The sequence below is a fragment of the bacterium genome (assembly GCA_023150945.1).
Taxonomy (GTDB): Bacteria; Zhuqueibacterota; Zhuqueibacteria; order Zhuqueibacterales; family Zhuqueibacteraceae; genus Coneutiohabitans.
In genome coordinates, this window is sequence record JAKLJX010000023.1 from 1 (window position 1) to 17,511 (window position 17,511).

Consider the following 17,511-nt stretch of genomic DNA (forward strand, 5'->3'; position numbering starts at 1 on the left):
AATGGAATTACACAATCAAGCCCCGAAATTAAGCACCTTCAGAATTGTATACTTTGTTTTTTAACGGGCCCTAAGGTGTGTCTGTCTCGTCCGGAGAGGCCATCGCCGGGTGCTTGATCATGAACGAGAGCACGGCTTATTCAACCAGGGCACGTGCCCGGTCGGTTTCTTCCTTACCCGTGCGGACACAAACGAAATCCCACGGAAGAAGCCTTTTCTTCGGTGGGATTTCGGTTCGGGTCAGCCGGGCTTGACAGGCAGCCCGCAGCCCGGCTGTTGACAGCATTCGGCATCAGTAACCTTCGCCCTCAGCCGGCAATTTGGTTTTGCCGCGGAAGGAATAGAAGACGTAACCAAAGTAACCCGCGGCCAGCACCATGCCGATGATCCACCACACCATACCGACGCTCAGGCTGTATTCCTGCGCCGCGCTGTTGTAGATGGTGAGCGCGAATTGCCGATCGGTGGAGGCGGGCAACATGGTGGGGAACAAACCAAAGGCCGTACTCGCGGCCATGCCGGCGATGAACAGGCTGGAAGCGAAAAACGCATGGCTGTCCTGCTGGCGTGCCTGAGCGTAGGCGCCGCCGAGCCAGCCCAGCAGGCCGAGCACGGGAAAAATAAATCCCCAGGGCGCGTGCCGGTAATTGTCCCAGATTTCGGGGTGAATGTACCAGGTGGCGAGAAAAGCCAGCAGCGAGGTGGCCAGGGTCAGCCACCAGGCTCTTTCCGCCCAGAGCCGCGCGCGCGTTTGCAGGGCGTTCGTGGTCTTCATCGCGATGAAATGCGCGCCGTGCGCGGTCACCGTCGCGAGCGCCACCACTCCCATGATCACCGTGAACCAGTCGAGAATGCCGGCTGCGGGCACCACGGTGAAGGTCGTCCACAAGGGCGCGAAGAAATAGCCTTCGGGGTTGAGCGGAACGCCGCGCACCACGTTGCCGAGCGCCGCGCCAAAGAAGATAGCCAACAGTGTGCTGGCGAGCGAGAAGGTTACATCCCAAAAGGCTTTCCACATGGGATGGCGCAGGTGATGGCGGAATTCGATGCCGATGGCGCGCAGCATGAGCAGCCACAGCACCATCATCAACGGCAAATAGAAGCCGCTGAAGCTGGAGGCATAAACCTTGGGAAAGGCGAAATAGAGCGTGCCGCCCGCCGCCAGCAGCCAAACTTCGTTGCCATCCCAAACCGGCCCGATGCTGTTCAGCACCGTGCGCCGCTCATCCTCGGTTTTGGCGACCAGCAGATGAATCACGCCGGCGCCGAGATCAAAGCCATCCAGGATGACGTACATCGTGAGCATGAAGCCAACCGCGATGAACCAGAAGATTTCCATTCAAACCTCCGTGAGTGAATGCGAAGACGCTGCCCGCGCCGTGCCAGCCAGGCCAGGGTTTCTCCGAGAATGCTCCAACCTTGGCTGAGCCGTGGTTTCTTCCACTTCGACTGCCAAAGAGACTCTGAGAATCTTCATGCGACAGCCCAATCGTTGCAGGATCGTCTTCTCGAGAGTCTACGCTTGCGGACCGACACGGCGCCGAACCGGTGCGGCCGCGGCGACAGGCATGGCAGCAGACGGATCAAGCGGCGGAGGCATGGGCTGCGGCCGGCGCCGGCCCATGAAAAACCTCGCGCATCACCAGAAACAGAAACAGCATGCCGAGCAAAGCATACATGCCCATGAAGCCCAGCAGCGTGAACAGGCCGTTGCCCGCCGATACCGTCGGCGAGATGCCTTCGGTGGTGCGCAGCAGGCCGTAAACCAGCCAAGGCTGGCGGCCCAGCTCGGCGGTCATCCAGCCGGCAGTGTTGGCAATGTAGGGAAAGGGAAAGCTGAGCATTAGAATCCACAACAGCCAGCGGGTGGAGTAAAGTTTACGCCGCCAGAGCAGATATGCTGCAACGGCCATGATCGCGATGAAAATCGTGCCCAACCCCACCATGATGTGATAGGCGTAATAGAGTAGTGGAATGTTGGTGGGCCATTGCTCGCGTGGAAAAGCATCCAGGCCTTTGACCTCGGCGCCCCAGCGGTAGTAAGTGAGGAAGCTGAGCAGCCGGGGAATGTGAATGGGATTGTCCATGCGCAACTTCTCCATGTCGGGCTGGCCGATGAGGATCAATTCCGCGCCTTCCTTGGTTTCGAACAACCCCTCCATTGCCGCCAGGGTCACGGGCTGATAGGTGGCCACGTTCTTGCCCTGGCCATCGCCGGTGGGAAAAGCCACCAGCACCGCGGCAAGCAAGCCGGTGGTCACGCCCAGGCGCAGAAACACCTTGCCGTATTCTTCATGACGGTGATCCAACAAGTAAAAGGCGCCAACGGCCGACACGACAAAGGCGGCGGTGATCACTGCGCCGATCATGTTGTGGAGGTATTGCCAGCCGAGCCAGGGATTGAGCAGCAAACCCCAAAAGCTGGCGAGATGCACCGAACCGTCAGCCGCCACCGAATAGGCCACGGGGTGCTGCATCCAGGCATTGGTGGCTATGATGAAGAAGCCCGACAGCCAGGAGCCAAGAAACACCATGAACGCGGCGACGAAATGGCCGATTTGCCCGAGCTTTTTTTCACCAAAGATGAACAGGCCGAGAAAGCTCGATTCCAGAAAGAAAGCGAACACGCCTTCCATCGCGAGCGTCTGGCCGATGACGCCGCCGGCAAAGGTGGAAAACTTGGCCCAGTTGGTGCCGAATTGAAACTCCATCGGAATGCCGGTCACCACGCCCAAGGCGAAGTTGATCGCGAAGATTTTGGCCCAAAAGCGTGCGCTGCGATTGTAATGCTCGTCTTTGGTGCGCAGGGCCAGCCCCTTGAGGATCACGATCAGCAATCCCAGGCCCATGGTCAGTTGGGGGAAAAGATAGTGGAACATAATCGTAAAAGCAAAGTGCACGCGGTGCACCAGCAATGCCTCTTCCATCCTGTTCTTCCTTTCTTGTGAGAGTGCCAGGTGTGACCGTCTGCGCCGGCGCCTCCCTAAAATAGAAAAGACAGCGACGAGAATTCGCGCTGTCATGCAATGTTTCCCAAAATGTCAAAACAACTGTGCGCACGCGCCGGGCGTACGAGAGCTGTCGGTTCCAGGTTTAGGTGACGCCCTCCACCGGCAGACCGGCGTCGTGGTACAATTCCTCGCCCTGCGGATTGGTCACCAGGACGTCGATTGCAATTCCTCGCCGCACGCTTGCCGTCACGACACAGAAGTCTTCGAACAATTCCAGACAGCGGATCATGCGTTGCTGCTCCGCGGCAACCTCCACCATGAGGTGCACGTCGATCTTGCCGATGCGCAAGCGGCCCTGCTCGTTGCGCACCAGCGCGCCGGTGACGGTGGTCTTGATATTCTTGACTTCTATCTTAGCTCTTTGCAGGCAAAATAGCAAGCTGGCGCTCAGACAATCACCCACCGCCGCGCCCAACAGCCGGGAGGGATTGGGCCCGCGGTTGTGGCCGAGCGGCGGCGGTTCATCGAGCGTGAGGGGCGCGAGATGCTCCTGGTCGAAGATCGCCTTGAATTCATAGTCCTGCACCCGTTCGAGCCGAAGCGCAAAGGTTCCGTTTTCAGCCATGCCGGTCTTCCTCGAGACTAGTTAGGTCTGGCAGCTTGTCCTTCCTGCAACACGAAGTTGATGGGAATGGCCATCCACACGGCCACCGGTTGATCTTGCGAGATCGCCGGTTTGAACACCCATTGTTGCACGGCGGCAACCGCCGCGTCGTAGAAAATTTCGGGTCCCTGCAACGGCACGACTTTCTTGACCTGGCCTTTTTTGTCGATGAGAGCCTTGACGAACACTTTGCCCTGCACGCCGGCCTTGCGGGCCAACTCCGGGTAAACCGGCTGCACGCGCTTGACGATGGCCGGCGGCGTCTGGAAGGGCACGAATTCATCCATGCCCGGCTCTTCTTCGCCGAAGAGCAGTTCATCCGAGCCGATCACCAACGAGTCACCGCCGCCGGTGCCCTCACCGGAAGTGATCGGCGCCTGGAATTGCGACAATTCCTCCTGCGTGGCAATGGTGGCTTCAGGCGTGATTTGCGCGTCCGGCACCGGCACGGGGATACCCACGGAGGGCCGGGCCACTGGGGCCGACACCGCGATCGCGGGCGCGGACGAAGCTGAAATCGACGGCGGTGGCCCGAGCTCGGCGATGTCTTTGATCACCCGCATGCGCACCATGCGCACTTCCGGCTCTTTCGACCACTCCCGCCCGCCGATCCACATGCCGATTGCCACCAAATTGAAGAAGAGCGCCACGCCCAAGGCCCAGGTCAGGTAGCGATTGTAGACTTCATTCAGCTCCGGCGCGCCGTAGGGGAAAAGCTGGTAAAGCTTGAGGCTGTTTGCTGTCATCTTGATTTCTCCTTTCCCTGCACGGGAAACGCGCTAACCGGCGTTGGCTTGGAGTTTCTGCAACATTTCGATATCGGTGGGCTTCATGGGCGCCAGGCTGAAGCGATTGACATTGGCGAGCTCGAGCTCGTCCATGACATCCACCATCAGGTGATACTTGCTCTTGGGATCGACTTTGATCAGCGTAATCAGCTTGGGGTTGGTGCGGTTGCGCTCATCCAGGAATTTGCGCAGATCTTTGAACTCGATCTTCTCCGGCGTTTCGATGCCCAGATTCCAAAACACGCTGCCGTCCTGCAGCACGCGCAGGGTGAGCAGGTTGGATTCTGCCACCTCCACGTCGGTGTTGCTCGGCGGCAGATTGATCTCCATCGTCTGCGGCCGGCTGAACACACTGGTCAACATGAAAAACGTCAGCAGCAGGAAGGCAATATCCACCATCGGCGTCATGTCGATGTGGATGCCGACCCGCTGGATCTTGCGTGGCCGGCTCTCGTCTTCCGAGCCCTTTTTCTCGGCTCTTTTGCCAATATTCTCTGCCATATTTACGGCCTTTCTCTCACCTAGAATTGATTCAACTGCCCGCGCGCGGCTGGCCGGCGGCGAGACTCACGGCGGACAACGACGCACCCCCGCGGGGGGGACACCAAACGGCGGCCAACTCACTCCGCTTCGCTGCGTTCGAGATTGGTCACCAGATTGAAGCGCGTCAGGTTGACCTTCTGCATAATGTCCATCACTTCCATGACCACGCCATACTCCGTGTCGCGGTCGCTCTTGAGCACGGCGCGCAGTTTGGGGTTGGACACGCGCGCCTCCACCAGCTTGTGCGCCAGCGCGTTCATCTCAATCGGAACTTCGGTTCTCAGCGCATACTCCTCGCCGAAGAGCCGGCGGCGCAGGAATTGCGAATCGACGCCGACGTAAAGGTCGCCTTCTTTGGCGATGGTGATGGTCAAAACGTCCGATTCCGGCAGTTTGATTTGCGAATGGGAATCGGGCAGGATGACATCCACTTCTGCGGGTGGGCGAAATTGCGTCGTCAACATGAAGAAGGTCAACAGCAGAAAGGCAATATCGACCATCGGCGTCATATCCAGCCGAATGCCGGTACGATGCAATGCCATAGGACATGCCTCCCGGGGTTAGCGTGATTCTCTGGTCTTGCCCGTCAGGATCTCGACGACGGAATAGCTCGCCTCATCGATCATGTAGGTGAAGCGGTCCACTTTGTTGACGAAGTAGTTGTAGAACACGATCCCGAGGATCGCACCCACCAGCCCACCGGCGGTGTTGATCAGTGCCTCGGAGATACCGATGGAAAGCTGCACGGCGTCGGGGGCACCGGCGTGTGCCAGCGCGCGGAAGGCGCGGATCATGCCGATGGTCGTGCCCAGCAGGCCCACCATGGTCGCGATCGAGGCGATGGTGGCGAGCGCCAGCAGGTTCTTTTCCAGCAGCGGGATTTCCAGCTTGGTGGCCACGTCGATGGCGCGCTGGGTTTCCTTGGCCACTTTGTCCATGTCGCTTTCGGGCTTTTGGTTGACGCGTTGATAGCGTTCCAGGCCGGCGCGGATGATGTTGGCCATCGAGCCGCGTTGCTCATTGCAGGCGGTCAGGGCGGTATCGACATCGCCGTCCATCAAGCTGCGTTGCACTTTGTGCAGGAAGTTGACCAGTGCGCCGCGGCCCTGCGCCTTGTTGAGCGACAAAGCCCGCTCGACGATAAAGGTGATGTCCATCATGATCAGCAGCATCAGCAAAATGACCAGCGGGCCGCCCTTGTAGATAAATTCCAAGCCGTAGCGGTCGTTCGGCGCACCGAAGATACCGTAATAGATATAGGTCGCCACCGCCAGCTCAATGAGGATCACGATCAGCAGGAAAAGATTACGCTTCATAACTCGCCTCCGAGAATGGGTTGATTCAAGCCGTCGCCAAGCTGGCGAGCGCTTCTTCTTGGTTGGGAAACACTTCGAATACTTCCGTCAATTTGGTGATGACCAAAACGTTCTCCACGCTGTCGCGCAGGCTGCACAGCAGCAGCCGGCCCCCGCGTTTGGCATACTCTTGATGGCCCGCCACCAACACCCCGATGCCGGTGCTGTTGAGATAGGGCACCTTCTCCAGGTTGACGATGGCGAACTTGTTGTCCTCTTGCGCCAGGTTTTGCAGCGTCTCCCGGAGCGCGAAGGTCTCATCGTTGCCCGTCAGTGAGGTTTTGGGCGAAAGAATCACCACCTTGCCACGAGCTAATTTTTCCAGTTTCATAACCTGACTCCCTGCGGTTTGGGCTTGGGAAGGTCGGCGCCGGCACCTGAGCCCGGCCTGCAACCTTCGCAGATTGTGCGGCTCCATCCCGGCAGCCACTCTATTGCTCCAACAACTTCAACCCGCGGATGGCATCTTCGTTTTTCGGATTGAGTTGCAACACCCGGCGATAGGCGGCCATGGATTCCTCGCGCTGCCGGTTCAGCGCCAAGCCCTGCGCCAGCCAGAGCCAGCCATATTCACTCTTGGGCTCGAGTTCAACGTGTTTGCGCAGCATCTGTGTGGCCTTGCCGTAATTCCGTTTGACCAGATTGTAGAAACCGATCTGCTTCATGGCTTCGGAGCTTTTCGGATCCAGCTCGAGCACTGCTTCATATTGCGCCTCGGCCTGGGTGATCGAATCGACCTGGGCATAGGTGCGCGCCAGCGACAGCCGCGCTTCCAAATAGTCAGGCTTCAGCCGGACGCTGTTGCGCAGCGGTGGAATCGCGCCGTTCCAGTCTTGCATGCCGATGTAGGCGATGCCCTGATTGAAATATGCACCCGGCGCGGTGGAATCCGCTTTGATCTTTTTGTCGAAGCAGGGCACGGCTTCGGCGTAACGCTTTTCGATCACCAGCAGCGTGCCCAAATCGAAGTACACATCTGCCTGGGTGGAATCGAGTGCCACCGCCTGCTGCAGCTTGGGAATGGCTTCACTGTATCGCTTCGTGCGCGTCAGGCAGCGGCCCCAGCGGATGTAGTCTTCGGTCTGCAACTCGCCGTTGGTGACGATTTGCGCGAGCCGCTCGTACACTTTGGCGGTGTTGTCGTAGTCGCGCGTGTCATAGTAGAGATTGGCCAGCAGGCGTTGCGCCTCCACCGAACCGTTGTTCAACTGTACCGCTTTTTCGGCCTTGCTCACGGCGGCGGCCGGCTGGCGCGCGGCATAAAGCGATTTCGCCAGCAGGAAGAAGCCGGGATACGAGTCCGGCTGGCGGACGACGTGGCTCTCCAACGCGGTGATCGCCTCGCCGTAGCGCCGTGCCGTGAAGTAGATGTTGCCGAGATCGAAGTAAGCCTCGGGATGATCGGGCTGCAGCCGCACCACCTCCTGCAACTCGATCAACGCATCGTTGAAGTTTCTCTCCTTCATCAGCAGCTTGCCGAGCGTGTAGTGCACCTCCATCCGGCCCGGTTCCAGCTTGAGCGCTTCGCGATAATTGTCGATGGCCAGCGCCGGCACTCTTTGTTTGGAATAGGCATCGCCCAGGGTGACATAGACGTCGGCGTCTTTGGGTGCGGCCTCGCGCGCTTTGAGCAGTGTGATCAAAGCCGCGTTGAGCGAATCCTGCGCCAAATAGACCTGGCCGAGCGTGAGCAGGAAACGGCCCTGATTCTCCTTCAGCTTGGCGCTTTCCTTCAACACCGCCTTGGCCTCGTCGTATTTCTGCAGCTCCATGTTCAGCAGCCCCAGGGCATGCAGATAATCGCCCTTCTTGCCGTTCAGCTCGCGCGCCCGCTTCAGCTCTGCCAACGCCTCCTCGCGCTGACCGGTTTGCCAAAGCGACATACCGAGAAAGTAGTGCGCCTCGTCGGAGTTGGGATTACGCTGCAGCTCTTCGCGCAAAAGCGGAATCGCCTCGCCGTACTTTTTGCTTTCAAACGCGTCGCGCGCGGCCAGCAGCGTCGTCTGCTGCGACCAAACGGCGGCGCCAATTGACAGCAACCCACTGAGCAGGATGATTTGAATGCGAATGTGCATGGTTCCCTCGACAGCTTTCTTCATTGCGGCATGTCGCGAATGACTTTGAGCAGGTCCATGGTGGTGATGATGCCCACCACCCGCTCCTTGTGAGTGACCATGAGCCGATGAACGCGTCCGCCGATCATCGTGTCCGCCACCTCCTGAATGGGCGTCTGTTCATCGACTTTGAACACGAACGGCGTCATGATCTCCCGTACCGTGACCAAGGGTTTCTCTTCAACGTGAAACGAGCTGATCTCCTCAGCGGAAAGGCGGTCTTCCCAACCGTGCAGGTAATAGTCATGAGGCTCGTTCGCCCGGACCCGCATCTCGGCGAGGCTGTCGTGCTGCACAATATCCGTCAACGAAACCACGCCAATCAATTTGCCGGATTCATCCGCCACCGGCGCGCCAGTGATCGCCTTGTCGATGAGAAATTGTGCCAGCTCTTCAATGGTCCAATCGTCGGGAACGGAGAGGACATTGGGATTCATCACGTCCTTAGCGGTCAGTCTTTTCATGACAGCCTCCTGGATGACATGCGCTCGGAGTTGCTTGATCCGCCTCACCACGCTTCCAATGAGCATCAATGGTGCCAAAACCTTCACGTCAAAACAAGGTGACCTATGTTTTTGAATGTTATCTAATTACGCCGGCAGGCTCCGAGCCATGTTGCAGGCAGGAAATTCTTCCTTCTCGGAAAATGACAAAGGGCTTTCTCAAACTTGGGAAAAGCGTGCGGGCGGTTTGAAGGAAGGTGATGCGGGAGGAAATCGGGGCTGAAGGAATCTCAGGGCAGCAGCTTGGCCACCAGGCGAAATCCGATATCTTGTGAGCTGTGCTCGGGTTGAAAAGCATCGCGATAGGGAATGTACAACAAGGCGACGCTGGCACTGTACCACGAGCCGCCGCGTCCCACGCGCAGTCCGCTGGCCTCATCGTGGTTGCGCGCATCATCGCGGAACGGGCGCTCGCGGTTATAAGCACGATTGAGCGACTGCGTCCACTCCACCACATTGCCGCTCAGGTGATACAGGCCAAAACGATTGGCACGGTCAGATGCATAGGACTCCTGCCAACCCACGACCGTCACCGGGGCGTCGGGATTCTTCTTCCAATTGTACCAGGGAATCTCGCGGTCACTGAGCAACAGGCTGAGGCCGTAGTCGAAATTGTCCGGGCCGCGCGCCGCCTTCTCCCATTCCGCTTCGCTGGGCAGCGCGAACAGCCAGCGGCCGCCACCGATTTTCCGCGTCAGCCATTTGCAGTAGGCATTGGCCTCGAACCAATTCACCCACACCACCGGTTGATCCGGCTGGCCGAAGCGGACATAGTCCGGATGCTCCGGCGGCAGCAAGGCCGTGGCCTGCGAGGGATTGACAGCCTTCCAGCGCCGGCCGGCTGAGGTCCAATTGCTGTCCTCGGCATAGCCGGCGGAATCGCGCAGAAACTCGCGAAACTCGGCATTGCTGACTTCAAACGGGTGAATGAAGAAGCTGGTGAGCCAGAGGTAATGCGGCTCGCGGGGATTCAAGCGGTCGCCAAAGAGAAAGCTGCCGCTGGGGATGGCAACAAACTCGGGCAGATTGGGCAGCAGCCGCGGCGGGTAAACGGTGGGCGTGGGCCGCAGCGTAACGGAAAACGCGCCGCCCTTGTCCGGACCGGCGCGATATCCCGCCAGCGGGACCGGGAGGTACTGTGTGCGTCCTTCGTGCGTGACCTGCAAAAAATAGTTGCCTGCCGGCAGCCACATGCGGCTGCCGTTGAATGCTGTGATGCGCGTGGTATCTTCGAGATGGGCGCCGGCGCGCAAGAGCACAACCGCCGCGCCAAGCTGGTTGGCGACGAGCAGTTCGGTTTCCCGCCGTTCGTAGTGAAGCTGCTCCTGGCGCGCCTGCTGCCGCGACCAAAGCACCAGCGCCAACCCGGCTGTCACCGCAGCCGCCGCGAACACGCCTGCCACAACGATTTTCTTCTTCACCGGCTCCTCCAACCCCGGCAGTACGCACCAGCCGCCAGCTTCAAATATCCTGGCGGCGCAACAATCGCTGCGAAAACCAGAGCGGAAAAATGATCCAAACGGAAAGACCCAACACCAGCAGCGCGACGCTGGCCATCTTGCCGCCCAAAAACCGCAGCAACGCCGCGCCCGCCGCGCCGAATATCGTGACGCCGTCGAGAATGATCAGCGCCGCCACCCGCACCATGTCCACCGGATTGCCGAACAGCGAGAGAAACAGAAAAGTATTCGCCGCTCCTCCCCGCAGCCACAAGGTGGCACCGATCGCCAACAGATCATAGAAAAGAACGAAAAAGAACCAGAGAAACAGCGAGACGCCAAAGGCCTTGGCCTTGCGCTGATTGGCCGTGGCCACCAGCGCCGCCAGACAGAGGAACACCAGCGCCAGCAACAGGGCCAGCGCCACAAACATGCTGTAGCGCACCAACCCTCCCACCCCGTTGGCCGCGACCACCAGCGTGCCGGCCAGGGCAAAGCCGATCAACGTGGACAGCGCCATCGATCCGAACACCCCCAGCAGCTTGCCGAGTTGCACCTCGCTGCGCAGCACCGGCTGCGAATAGAGCAGCTCGGTCGCGCCCTTGTCGCCGGTGAAGCTGAGTGTGCCCATGATGAGTGCCACCAACGGCACGAGATAAAGCACCAGATTGAGAATGCTCGCCGAGGTGCGGGTGAAACTCTGCATGCCGGAGAAGCCCTCCGCCCGCATGCCGAAGTAGGAAATGCTGAGCACCAACGCGCCGAACACGACCGCAAAAATCAGCGTCCACTTGTTGCGGATGTTGATGATCAACTCCTGCTTCGCGATATCGAGGATGATCTTCAGTTCCATGCCCATTGCCTTTCACTATAGCATTTTTCAAATGCGCGCGCAGGAATCGTAGTCTTGCCCGCTCGGGGAGCACTGTGACAACCGCGAGTTTGCTGGCTTTGACAGCCGCCCGCAAGGCGGTGGGCACGACAAACCTGCTCATGCAATTGAAAACCACGGCAAAACAGCGGCGGCGTGCCGAACCAAGCCGATGGCCGCCACCGAGAGTGGCACCGGTTTGCCTCAGCCGCCTCGCGGAAACCGCTGGAGAAATTCCCGCGCCTGCAGGGAATCGCTGAAGGCGACCTTGCCGGATCCCATCGGCGTGCGGACGCCGGTCTGCACGATGGTGGCCTGCGCCAGCGGCAGCCAACGCTGGCCGGCGTAGTCCATCACAAATGCCGCCGCCACCGCCTGCTTGCCGACGCGGCGCTCGAAGTTCTCCAGGCAGCCGAGATCGTCGAATTTGTACACCTCACCGGAGGTAGTGTGAATTTGCGAGGCAAACAGGCGCTCGGAAATCGCCATGCGGCAGGAGGCGCACATGTCTTCCGGGAAGATATCCACCGGTTTGATTTCCGCCGAACCACAGGCGAAAAGAGACAAACCAACAACGGAGAAAATGACAAGGCAAATTCTCCAATGGCGTGGGCATGCTCCTTTCCGTGGGGATGCTTCGATCCCCGGGAGATCATGCTTCTTGCGGAGGCACTCAAGTTTCTTCATGTTGATGACTTCCCACGTAGTGCAAATACATATCCTCAATCGTACCGTTGGCCAAAAACGTCTGGCGCAGGTTTGCAATCGACTCCTGCGCCACCAGCTTGCCACTCACAAAAATGCCGACCCGGTCCGCCAGTTGTTCCGCTTCGGCGAGCAGATGCGTCGAGAAAAGGATGGTTTTGCCCCGCTGCTTTTGCTCCAACACAAACTCACGAAAGCGCTTCACCCCGGCCGGATCGAGGTTGGCCGTGGGTTCATCGAGCAGCAGCACCGGCGCATCCGGCAACGAAACCACCACCAATCCCAGACGCTGCACCATGCCGCCGGAGAATTCGCTCACCAACTTGTCGGAAAAACCGTTGAAATTGGCCTGCGCGAGCGCGGCCTCGGCGAGCGCCGGCGGCAGTTTGCGCACGCGGTCGTAGAAGCGCACGACTTCGCGCGCGGTGAGATTCTCGGGGAAAACCACGCGTTGCGGCAGATAACTCAACCGCCGCTTCGCTTGTTTGGGAAAGCGATGCACGTCGAAGCCGTCGATCAGAATGCGGCCGGCGGTGGGGACATTCAAGCCCACCATCGCCTTCATGGTGGTGGTCTTGCCGCTGCCGTTCGGACCCAGAAAGGCAAACACCTCGCCGCGCTGCACCTCGAACGAGATGTCATCGACAGCGGTGAATTTGCCGTAGCGCTTGGTGAAATGTTCGACCTGGATCATGGCATGCCTTGCAGAAATAAAGTTGCAGTCAGAGGTCCGTCCGCCCCCCGGGCAGACGCCAACCCTTCAAGGCGAAAGGTTGAGGGCGTTGAGACGCAAATCAACCGGCCGCAGCAACGGATGCTCGTCCATTTCCCGGTTGACTGCGATGATGGGAAAGGCCTTGGCAGCCGCGGCCAGCGCCTGCGCCGCCGGGCTGTAGAGATAAAGCCGCAAATTCGGGCGGTGGCCTTCGAGATAGTCAAAAACGTTTTGAATCTTCATCGGAATATCGCCGACGCCGTCGTGGTCGAGATCATAACCCTCATAAGCGCTCCAGTGATTGCCCCGGCCGCCGCTGCTCCACGCCGTGCGCGTGCGCTTGCCCACCAGCGTGAGCGGATTCAGGTTGTCGATGAAATTGTTCTCGGTAAAGAGGTTGCGCTCGGAGTTTTGAAACATCTGCAGCGCAATGTCATTGCGGGCGATGAGATTGTGGCGAAAGCGGTTGTTGGTCGAAGCTTCGAAGAACAAGCCGACGGCATTTTCGGCAATCACGTTGGAATCGGCCAGCGAATCATGGCAGTCCTGAAACAGGATGCCGAAGGAGGCAAAGCCGCGATTGCGCACGAAGTGATTGTGGCGCATTTGAATGCTGCGCGAGTACATGATCGCGGCGCCGGCAACATTGTCGAAAAAGCGGTTGCGCAGAAAGACGTTGGAATCGGCGTACATGTAGTGCACGCCGTAGCGCAGATTGCAGACTTCATTGGCCTCGATCCAGGTATGATTGGCATTTTGGATGTAGAAGCCGTCGCGCGCCGCAGAGATTCGGTTCGCCACCAGCCGGTTGCGCTGGGAATTCCACAAATGAATGCCGCTGCCACGATCTCCCAATTCCAGCTCCGCCCGGCCGGTGATGCGGTTGCGCATCACGAGATTGCCATCGCTGTGAAATAGGTAAATGCCAAAGAGCACGTCACGCAGCTCATTGTCGGCCACGAAATTGTGATTGGATTTGATCAAGATGCCGGCGTCTTCCTGCACCAGCATGCGGCCGCAACCCTCAACCACGAAGCCCTGGAACACACAGGAGTCCGCCGTGATCAACACCGTGCTGCCGGTGCCGCTGCCCAGAATCACCGGCCGGCCGGTTCCGATCAGTGCGAGCCGCTTGTTGAGATGCAAATTACCGCGATAGATCCCCGGCGCCACCCACAGCGTGTCGCCCGGCCGCGCCGCCGCGAGGCGAGCCTGCAAATCATCGCCGGTGACGGACTCCGGTGGTGCCGAAGGTGCAGTGCGCGCAGCCGGCGCTGAGGTTGAGGTGGTGGCACCTTCAAACGCAGCGCGCGCACTGCCGGCGAGCAGCAGCGCAAACAAGATCGCTTGCAGCAGCAGCAGCAGACCGAGGTTGCGGAAGTGCACGCTGCCGGAGAGTTTGAGCGTGCCGTAGACGGCGTGCACCGTCATCGGCACAAATGCGATCACGGCAAACAACGGCGTCCAGTTGTTCACGGCAAGCACCGCCACCAGGGCAACTGCCAAAACATGATAGGCGAGATTGAGCCAACCCAGGCTGAACTTTTCCGGAAGTGTCAGGCCGGGCTTTTTCGTTGCGGAGGCCGCGAGTTTCATGTGCACGTAGACCATGCCGCCGCCAAAGAAGAGAAAGTTCAACAGCCAAATCCAGCCGGCGGTGAAATCGAGTTTTCCGGCAACGACATAGTAGCCGCTGGGTGCGGTCATGGTCAAACCCAGCGTCGCCAGCAGATCGCTGGAGATGGTCTTGGTGCGGCCGCGCACCAGCAAAAAATTCGCAAGGAAAAGCAAGGCTGCCAGACCGCCGATTCCCAGCAGCGCCCATTTCCCTTGCGCCAACAGCGGCAGCAGAAACAGCAGGCCGGCGCCGAGGTAGACGGTTGTCCAAAAGCGCGCCGCCGCTGCTTTGCCGCTGCCCGGGGCAACACCAAAGCCGGTACGAAGCATCAATTGCATCGGCACGTAGCTGAGAAACACGCCCAGCACCGCCAGCGCGAGCCACAGCAGCGCGAGCGTGAACCTTCCCGCCAGGCTGGCGCCGACCAGCAGCGGCACGAACAAAACCGCCCAGGCGCCGTGTTCCTTGGGAATGATGGGAGCCGGCAGCATCATCTCATCCCACCGCCTGTACTTTTCGCCAACTTTGCCGCGACAGCCACATGGCCGCCACCAGCAACACCGGCAGACAGATCATGAAGTAAGTGCCGACATCGGGCAGGCTGTAAACTTCAAAATTGGCCAGCGTGTGATGCCCGATGATGGGCGGCGTGAACGGTGCCACCTTGACCGCTGCCGTGGGATCGAGCTCGTGGCCATAGAGATAAAGCTTGTGATAGAAGCTCCACAGCGAAAACAGTCCGAAGTAGCAGAAGAGCACGACCAAATCCACCAGCGCCGACATCTTCCCCAGCACCGCCACGCGCAGCGCCAGCAGCATCACTCCGCCCACCACGAACGGAATCCATTTGAACTCGGTGAAGTCGTCCTCATGCAACTCGCGCATGCCGATGTAATGATTGAGCGTGTTGATTTCGCGCAGGTCATCGCGGTAGGCGGATTTGCCCCCCTCCAGCTTGAAGGAGTAGATCTTCAAAACCAATCCCTCGGGAAACTGGTTGGAGTACAGCGTCATGCGCCAGAGCGGGAAAAAATAGGTGGGCAGTAACAGCACGACAGCAACCAGGATCAACACCCGGCTGCGCAGGTCAATCGGTGTCTCCAGAAACTGATTCAGCTTGTCAATATACTTTTGCATTGCACAACTCCCTTCTTGCTCCACCTCTTACTCTTACTCTTACTCCTACTCCTACTCCTACTCCTACTCTTACTCCTACTCTTACTCTTACTCTTACTCCGACTGCTCCCCAAAATGAGTAGGAGTAGGAGTAGGAGTAGGAGTAAGAGTAAGATTAAGAGTGAGAGCTAGAGCACAGCCACACACCGTGCGCGTCAGCCCTTCACCAACAAATACCCCTGCATTTCCTGGTGCAGCGCCGAGCAGAAATTGGTGCAGTAGAACGGATAGACGCCGGTCTTATCGGCCACGAATTCAATGGTCTTGGTCTCGCCGGGATCAACCACGACGTTGATATTGTACTCATTCAAGCCGAAGCCGTGCAGCTCGTCCGTGGTTTGTTCGATGTTGGTGAGATAGACCGTCACCTTGTCGCCTTTGTTGACTTCGATCTGCCACGGGGTCATGCTGGAACGCACGGCGATCATGTAGACCTCGACGTTCTTGCCGTTGCGCTCCACGCGGGCATCCTTCACGTCCCAAATCGCATGAGGATTCTTGTTTTCTTCCTTGGGATAGACTTCGATCGGATTCAGCTTGTCTGCCTTGATGATCTGCGCATAGTGCGGCTCAGGCTCGGTGAAGGCATCGTAGAGCAGGGACATCTTCTCGCCGCTGATGTCGATCAACTGCGAAGCCTCGGGCTGCGAAGGCCCGACGCTGAGATGCCGGCCGTGCGACAGCTTGTTGAGCGCGATCAGATACTTGCCGTCCGGACTTTTGGTATCGCCTTCCGCCGCGGTCAGATGGCCGATGTTGTAAGAGATCGGAATCTTGTCCACCACTTCCCAGGTGCCGAGGCGCCATTTGGCCACGGCGCTTTCCACGAACAGCGAAGTGTAGGCAAAACCCTTGTCATCGAACTGCGTGTGCAGCGGACCCAGGCCGACATTCACTTCCGCGTCCTTGACGGCGTCATAGTTCAAAACCGGAATGCCGTCCTCCTGGCCGGTGAAATCCCTGTTCTGAATCGCGGTCAGCATCTTCTCGAAATTGAAGGCAGTGGTGATGCTCTGCAGCTTGCCGCTGGCAATGATGTAATTGCCATCCGGGCTCACATCCACGCCATGCGGCGATTTCGCGGCCGGCAGCAGATACACCACGCCTTCGGCATCCTTCGGATCGATCACTTTCACGCCCGCAAGCGTTTTGAACTTGCCGTCGGCGATGGCCTTCTCGGCATTCTTCCAGTTCACCGCAATGACGTAGTCGCGATCTTTCTGCGCTGAGCTGACTTCGAACTTGTCGGTGAGGCCGGTGGCACGCTCGCTGTTGTAGCAGGTCCAGAAACCCCAGTCCGCACTCGGGCCTTTGCCCGCGTCGCCCAAATCATAGTTGAACGGCGGCATCAATACTTCCCAGCCAAGCGCCATCTCACCGGTGTTCTTGTCCACGGCGATGCCGGCAACCACGCCTTTGAACTTCGTGGCGTAATCTTCCGCGCTCTCGTAAGTGCCCTTGGGCAGCGGAATCGAGAAGCGCGAGCCGGCCAGCACATACTCGGTGTTTTCGGTCACGAACGAAGAGCAGTGATTGCCCGAAACGTTCGGCAGCGGCCCGAGAATCTGTTTGGTCTTGAAATCACGCAGATCGACGCGCGCCATGCGGTTGTTGGCATTGTCGGAGATGAACAGCCAGCGGCCGTCGTAATCGCCGTTGGTTTCGCTGATGGCGGGATGGTGGGCGTCGCCCCAGGTGAACCCGCCGAGCATTTCCTTCGACTCCTTGTCAAAACCGTAGCCAGTGGCCGGATACGGCGTAAAGACCGGAATTGTAGCGATGTGGCGCATCGAGGGAATACCATAGATGTAAACCTGTCCGGAATGGCCGCCGGATTTGAAGACGTAATACTCGTCCAAGTCTCCCGGCGCGACGTAGGATTTGAGCGCCGCTTCCTGCACATCCGAACGCACACCGGCGCGGCCTCTTTGTTCACCGCCACCGCCGCAGCCCGCATGCAGGGCGAAACCGGCCAGAATCGCCACACCCGCCATCATCAAAAACTTCACTCGCATAACGACTCCTCCTTGGTTAAGATTGACGGCTACAGAAAATGGAATTGCCGCCCG

At 58.9% G+C, this 17,511-nt stretch carries 17 protein-coding genes; all 17 read right to left on the reverse strand.

What is annotated here, in order from left to right:
- Positions 1 to 292 precede the first annotated feature (292 nt).
- A complete protein-coding gene (gene cydB, locus L6R21_22695; GenBank protein MCK6562018.1) occupies positions 293 to 1,339 on the reverse strand; it encodes a cytochrome d ubiquinol oxidase subunit II in 1,047 nt (348 codons plus the stop codon).
- Between the two features lie 244 nt (positions 1,340 to 1,583).
- Positions 1,584 to 2,927 carry a cytochrome ubiquinol oxidase subunit I gene (locus L6R21_22700; GenBank protein MCK6562019.1) on the reverse strand — a complete coding sequence of 448 codons (1,344 nt, stop codon included), beginning with the start codon at positions 2,925 to 2,927 and terminating at the stop codon, positions 1,584 to 1,586.
- Between the two features lie 166 nt (positions 2,928 to 3,093).
- Positions 3,094 to 3,576: an OsmC family protein gene (locus tag L6R21_22705; GenBank protein MCK6562020.1), complete on the reverse strand. Its 483-nt coding sequence runs from the start codon at positions 3,574 to 3,576 to the stop codon at positions 3,094 to 3,096.
- A gap of 17 nt (positions 3,577 to 3,593) precedes the next feature.
- Positions 3,594 to 4,361 carry an energy transducer TonB gene (locus L6R21_22710; protein ID MCK6562021.1) on the reverse strand — a complete coding sequence of 256 codons (768 nt, stop codon included), beginning with the start codon at positions 4,359 to 4,361 and terminating at the stop codon, positions 3,594 to 3,596.
- Between the two features lie 33 nt (positions 4,362 to 4,394).
- Positions 4,395 to 4,904 carry a biopolymer transporter ExbD gene (locus tag L6R21_22715; protein MCK6562022.1) on the reverse strand — a complete coding sequence of 170 codons (510 nt, stop codon included), beginning with the start codon at positions 4,902 to 4,904 and terminating at the stop codon, positions 4,395 to 4,397.
- Positions 4,905 to 5,023: 119 nt separating this feature from the next.
- On the reverse strand, positions 5,024 to 5,488 hold the full coding sequence (locus tag L6R21_22720) for a biopolymer transporter ExbD (GenBank protein MCK6562023.1): 465 nt from the start codon (positions 5,486 to 5,488) through the stop codon (positions 5,024 to 5,026).
- 18 nt (positions 5,489 to 5,506) lie between these two features.
- Positions 5,507 to 6,262 carry a MotA/TolQ/ExbB proton channel family protein gene (locus tag L6R21_22725; GenBank protein ID MCK6562024.1) on the reverse strand — a complete coding sequence of 252 codons (756 nt, stop codon included), beginning with the start codon at positions 6,260 to 6,262 and terminating at the stop codon, positions 5,507 to 5,509.
- A 25-nt stretch (positions 6,263 to 6,287) separates the two neighbouring features.
- Positions 6,288 to 6,632, reverse strand: coding sequence for an STAS domain-containing protein (locus tag L6R21_22730; protein MCK6562025.1), 345 nt, complete (start codon positions 6,630 to 6,632; stop codon positions 6,288 to 6,290).
- Positions 6,633 to 6,732: 100 nt separating this feature from the next.
- The gene (locus L6R21_22735) at positions 6,733 to 8,376 is read right to left on the reverse strand and encodes a tetratricopeptide repeat protein (protein MCK6562026.1); all 1,644 of its coding nucleotides are present in this window, start codon (positions 8,374 to 8,376) and stop codon (positions 6,733 to 6,735) included.
- A 20-nt stretch (positions 8,377 to 8,396) separates the two neighbouring features.
- Positions 8,397 to 8,879, reverse strand: coding sequence for a CBS domain-containing protein (locus tag L6R21_22740; GenBank protein ID MCK6562027.1), 483 nt, complete (start codon positions 8,877 to 8,879; stop codon positions 8,397 to 8,399).
- A gap of 269 nt (positions 8,880 to 9,148) precedes the next feature.
- On the reverse strand, positions 9,149 to 10,339 hold the full coding sequence (locus L6R21_22745; protein MCK6562028.1) for a formylglycine-generating enzyme family protein: 1,191 nt from the start codon (positions 10,337 to 10,339) through the stop codon (positions 9,149 to 9,151).
- A 40-nt stretch (positions 10,340 to 10,379) separates the two neighbouring features.
- Positions 10,380 to 11,210 carry an ABC transporter permease gene (locus L6R21_22750; protein MCK6562029.1) on the reverse strand — a complete coding sequence of 277 codons (831 nt, stop codon included), beginning with the start codon at positions 11,208 to 11,210 and terminating at the stop codon, positions 10,380 to 10,382.
- Positions 11,211 to 11,432: 222 nt separating this feature from the next.
- Positions 11,433 to 11,756 (reverse strand): nitrous oxide reductase accessory protein NosL, encoded by a 324-nt coding sequence (locus L6R21_22755; GenBank protein MCK6562030.1) that lies wholly within the window; start codon positions 11,754 to 11,756, stop codon positions 11,433 to 11,435.
- Between the two features lie 145 nt (positions 11,757 to 11,901).
- Positions 11,902 to 12,627 carry an ABC transporter ATP-binding protein gene (locus L6R21_22760; protein ID MCK6562031.1) on the reverse strand — a complete coding sequence of 242 codons (726 nt, stop codon included), beginning with the start codon at positions 12,625 to 12,627 and terminating at the stop codon, positions 11,902 to 11,904.
- A 66-nt stretch (positions 12,628 to 12,693) separates the two neighbouring features.
- On the reverse strand, positions 12,694 to 14,760 hold the full coding sequence (locus tag L6R21_22765; GenBank protein ID MCK6562032.1) for a YwiC-like family protein: 2,067 nt from the start codon (positions 14,758 to 14,760) through the stop codon (positions 12,694 to 12,696).
- A gap of 1 nt (position 14,761) precedes the next feature.
- On the reverse strand, positions 14,762 to 15,403 hold the full coding sequence (locus tag L6R21_22770; protein MCK6562033.1) for a hypothetical protein: 642 nt from the start codon (positions 15,401 to 15,403) through the stop codon (positions 14,762 to 14,764).
- Positions 15,404 to 15,597: 194 nt separating this feature from the next.
- Positions 15,598 to 17,457, reverse strand: coding sequence for a Sec-dependent nitrous-oxide reductase (gene nosZ, locus L6R21_22775; protein MCK6562034.1), 1,860 nt, complete (start codon positions 17,455 to 17,457; stop codon positions 15,598 to 15,600).
- Positions 17,458 to 17,511 lie beyond the last annotated feature (54 nt).

Coding starts and splice junctions, on each gene's coding strand:
- L6R21_22765 (MCK6562032.1), bottom strand. CDS start 14,760: ATGATGCTGCCGGCTCCCATCATTCCCAAGGAACACGGCGCCTGGGCG.
- L6R21_22715 (MCK6562022.1), bottom strand. CDS start 4,904: ATGGCAGAGAATATTGGCAAAAGAGCCGAGAAAAAGGGCTCGGAAGAC.
- cydB (MCK6562018.1), bottom strand. CDS start 1,339: ATGGAAATCTTCTGGTTCATCGCGGTTGGCTTCATGCTCACGATGTAC.
- L6R21_22770 (MCK6562033.1), bottom strand. CDS start 15,403: ATGCAAAAGTATATTGACAAGCTGAATCAGTTTCTGGAGACACCGATT.
- nosZ (MCK6562034.1), bottom strand. CDS start 17,457: ATGCGAGTGAAGTTTTTGATGATGGCGGGTGTGGCGATTCTGGCCGGT.
- L6R21_22720 (MCK6562023.1), bottom strand. CDS start 5,488: ATGGCATTGCATCGTACCGGCATTCGGCTGGATATGACGCCGATGGTC.
- L6R21_22725 (MCK6562024.1), bottom strand. CDS start 6,262: ATGAAGCGTAATCTTTTCCTGCTGATCGTGATCCTCATTGAGCTGGCG.
- L6R21_22750 (MCK6562029.1), bottom strand. CDS start 11,210: ATGGAACTGAAGATCATCCTCGATATCGCGAAGCAGGAGTTGATCATC.
- L6R21_22760 (MCK6562031.1), bottom strand. CDS start 12,627: ATGATCCAGGTCGAACATTTCACCAAGCGCTACGGCAAATTCACCGCT.
- L6R21_22700 (MCK6562019.1), bottom strand. CDS start 2,927: ATGGAAGAGGCATTGCTGGTGCACCGCGTGCACTTTGCTTTTACGATT.
- L6R21_22740 (MCK6562027.1), bottom strand. CDS start 8,879: ATGAAAAGACTGACCGCTAAGGACGTGATGAATCCCAATGTCCTCTCC.
- L6R21_22705 (MCK6562020.1), bottom strand. CDS start 3,576: ATGGCTGAAAACGGAACCTTTGCGCTTCGGCTCGAACGGGTGCAGGAC.
- L6R21_22735 (MCK6562026.1), bottom strand. CDS start 8,376: ATGCACATTCGCATTCAAATCATCCTGCTCAGTGGGTTGCTGTCAATT.
- L6R21_22710 (MCK6562021.1), bottom strand. CDS start 4,361: ATGACAGCAAACAGCCTCAAGCTTTACCAGCTTTTCCCCTACGGCGCG.
- L6R21_22730 (MCK6562025.1), bottom strand. CDS start 6,632: ATGAAACTGGAAAAATTAGCTCGTGGCAAGGTGGTGATTCTTTCGCCC.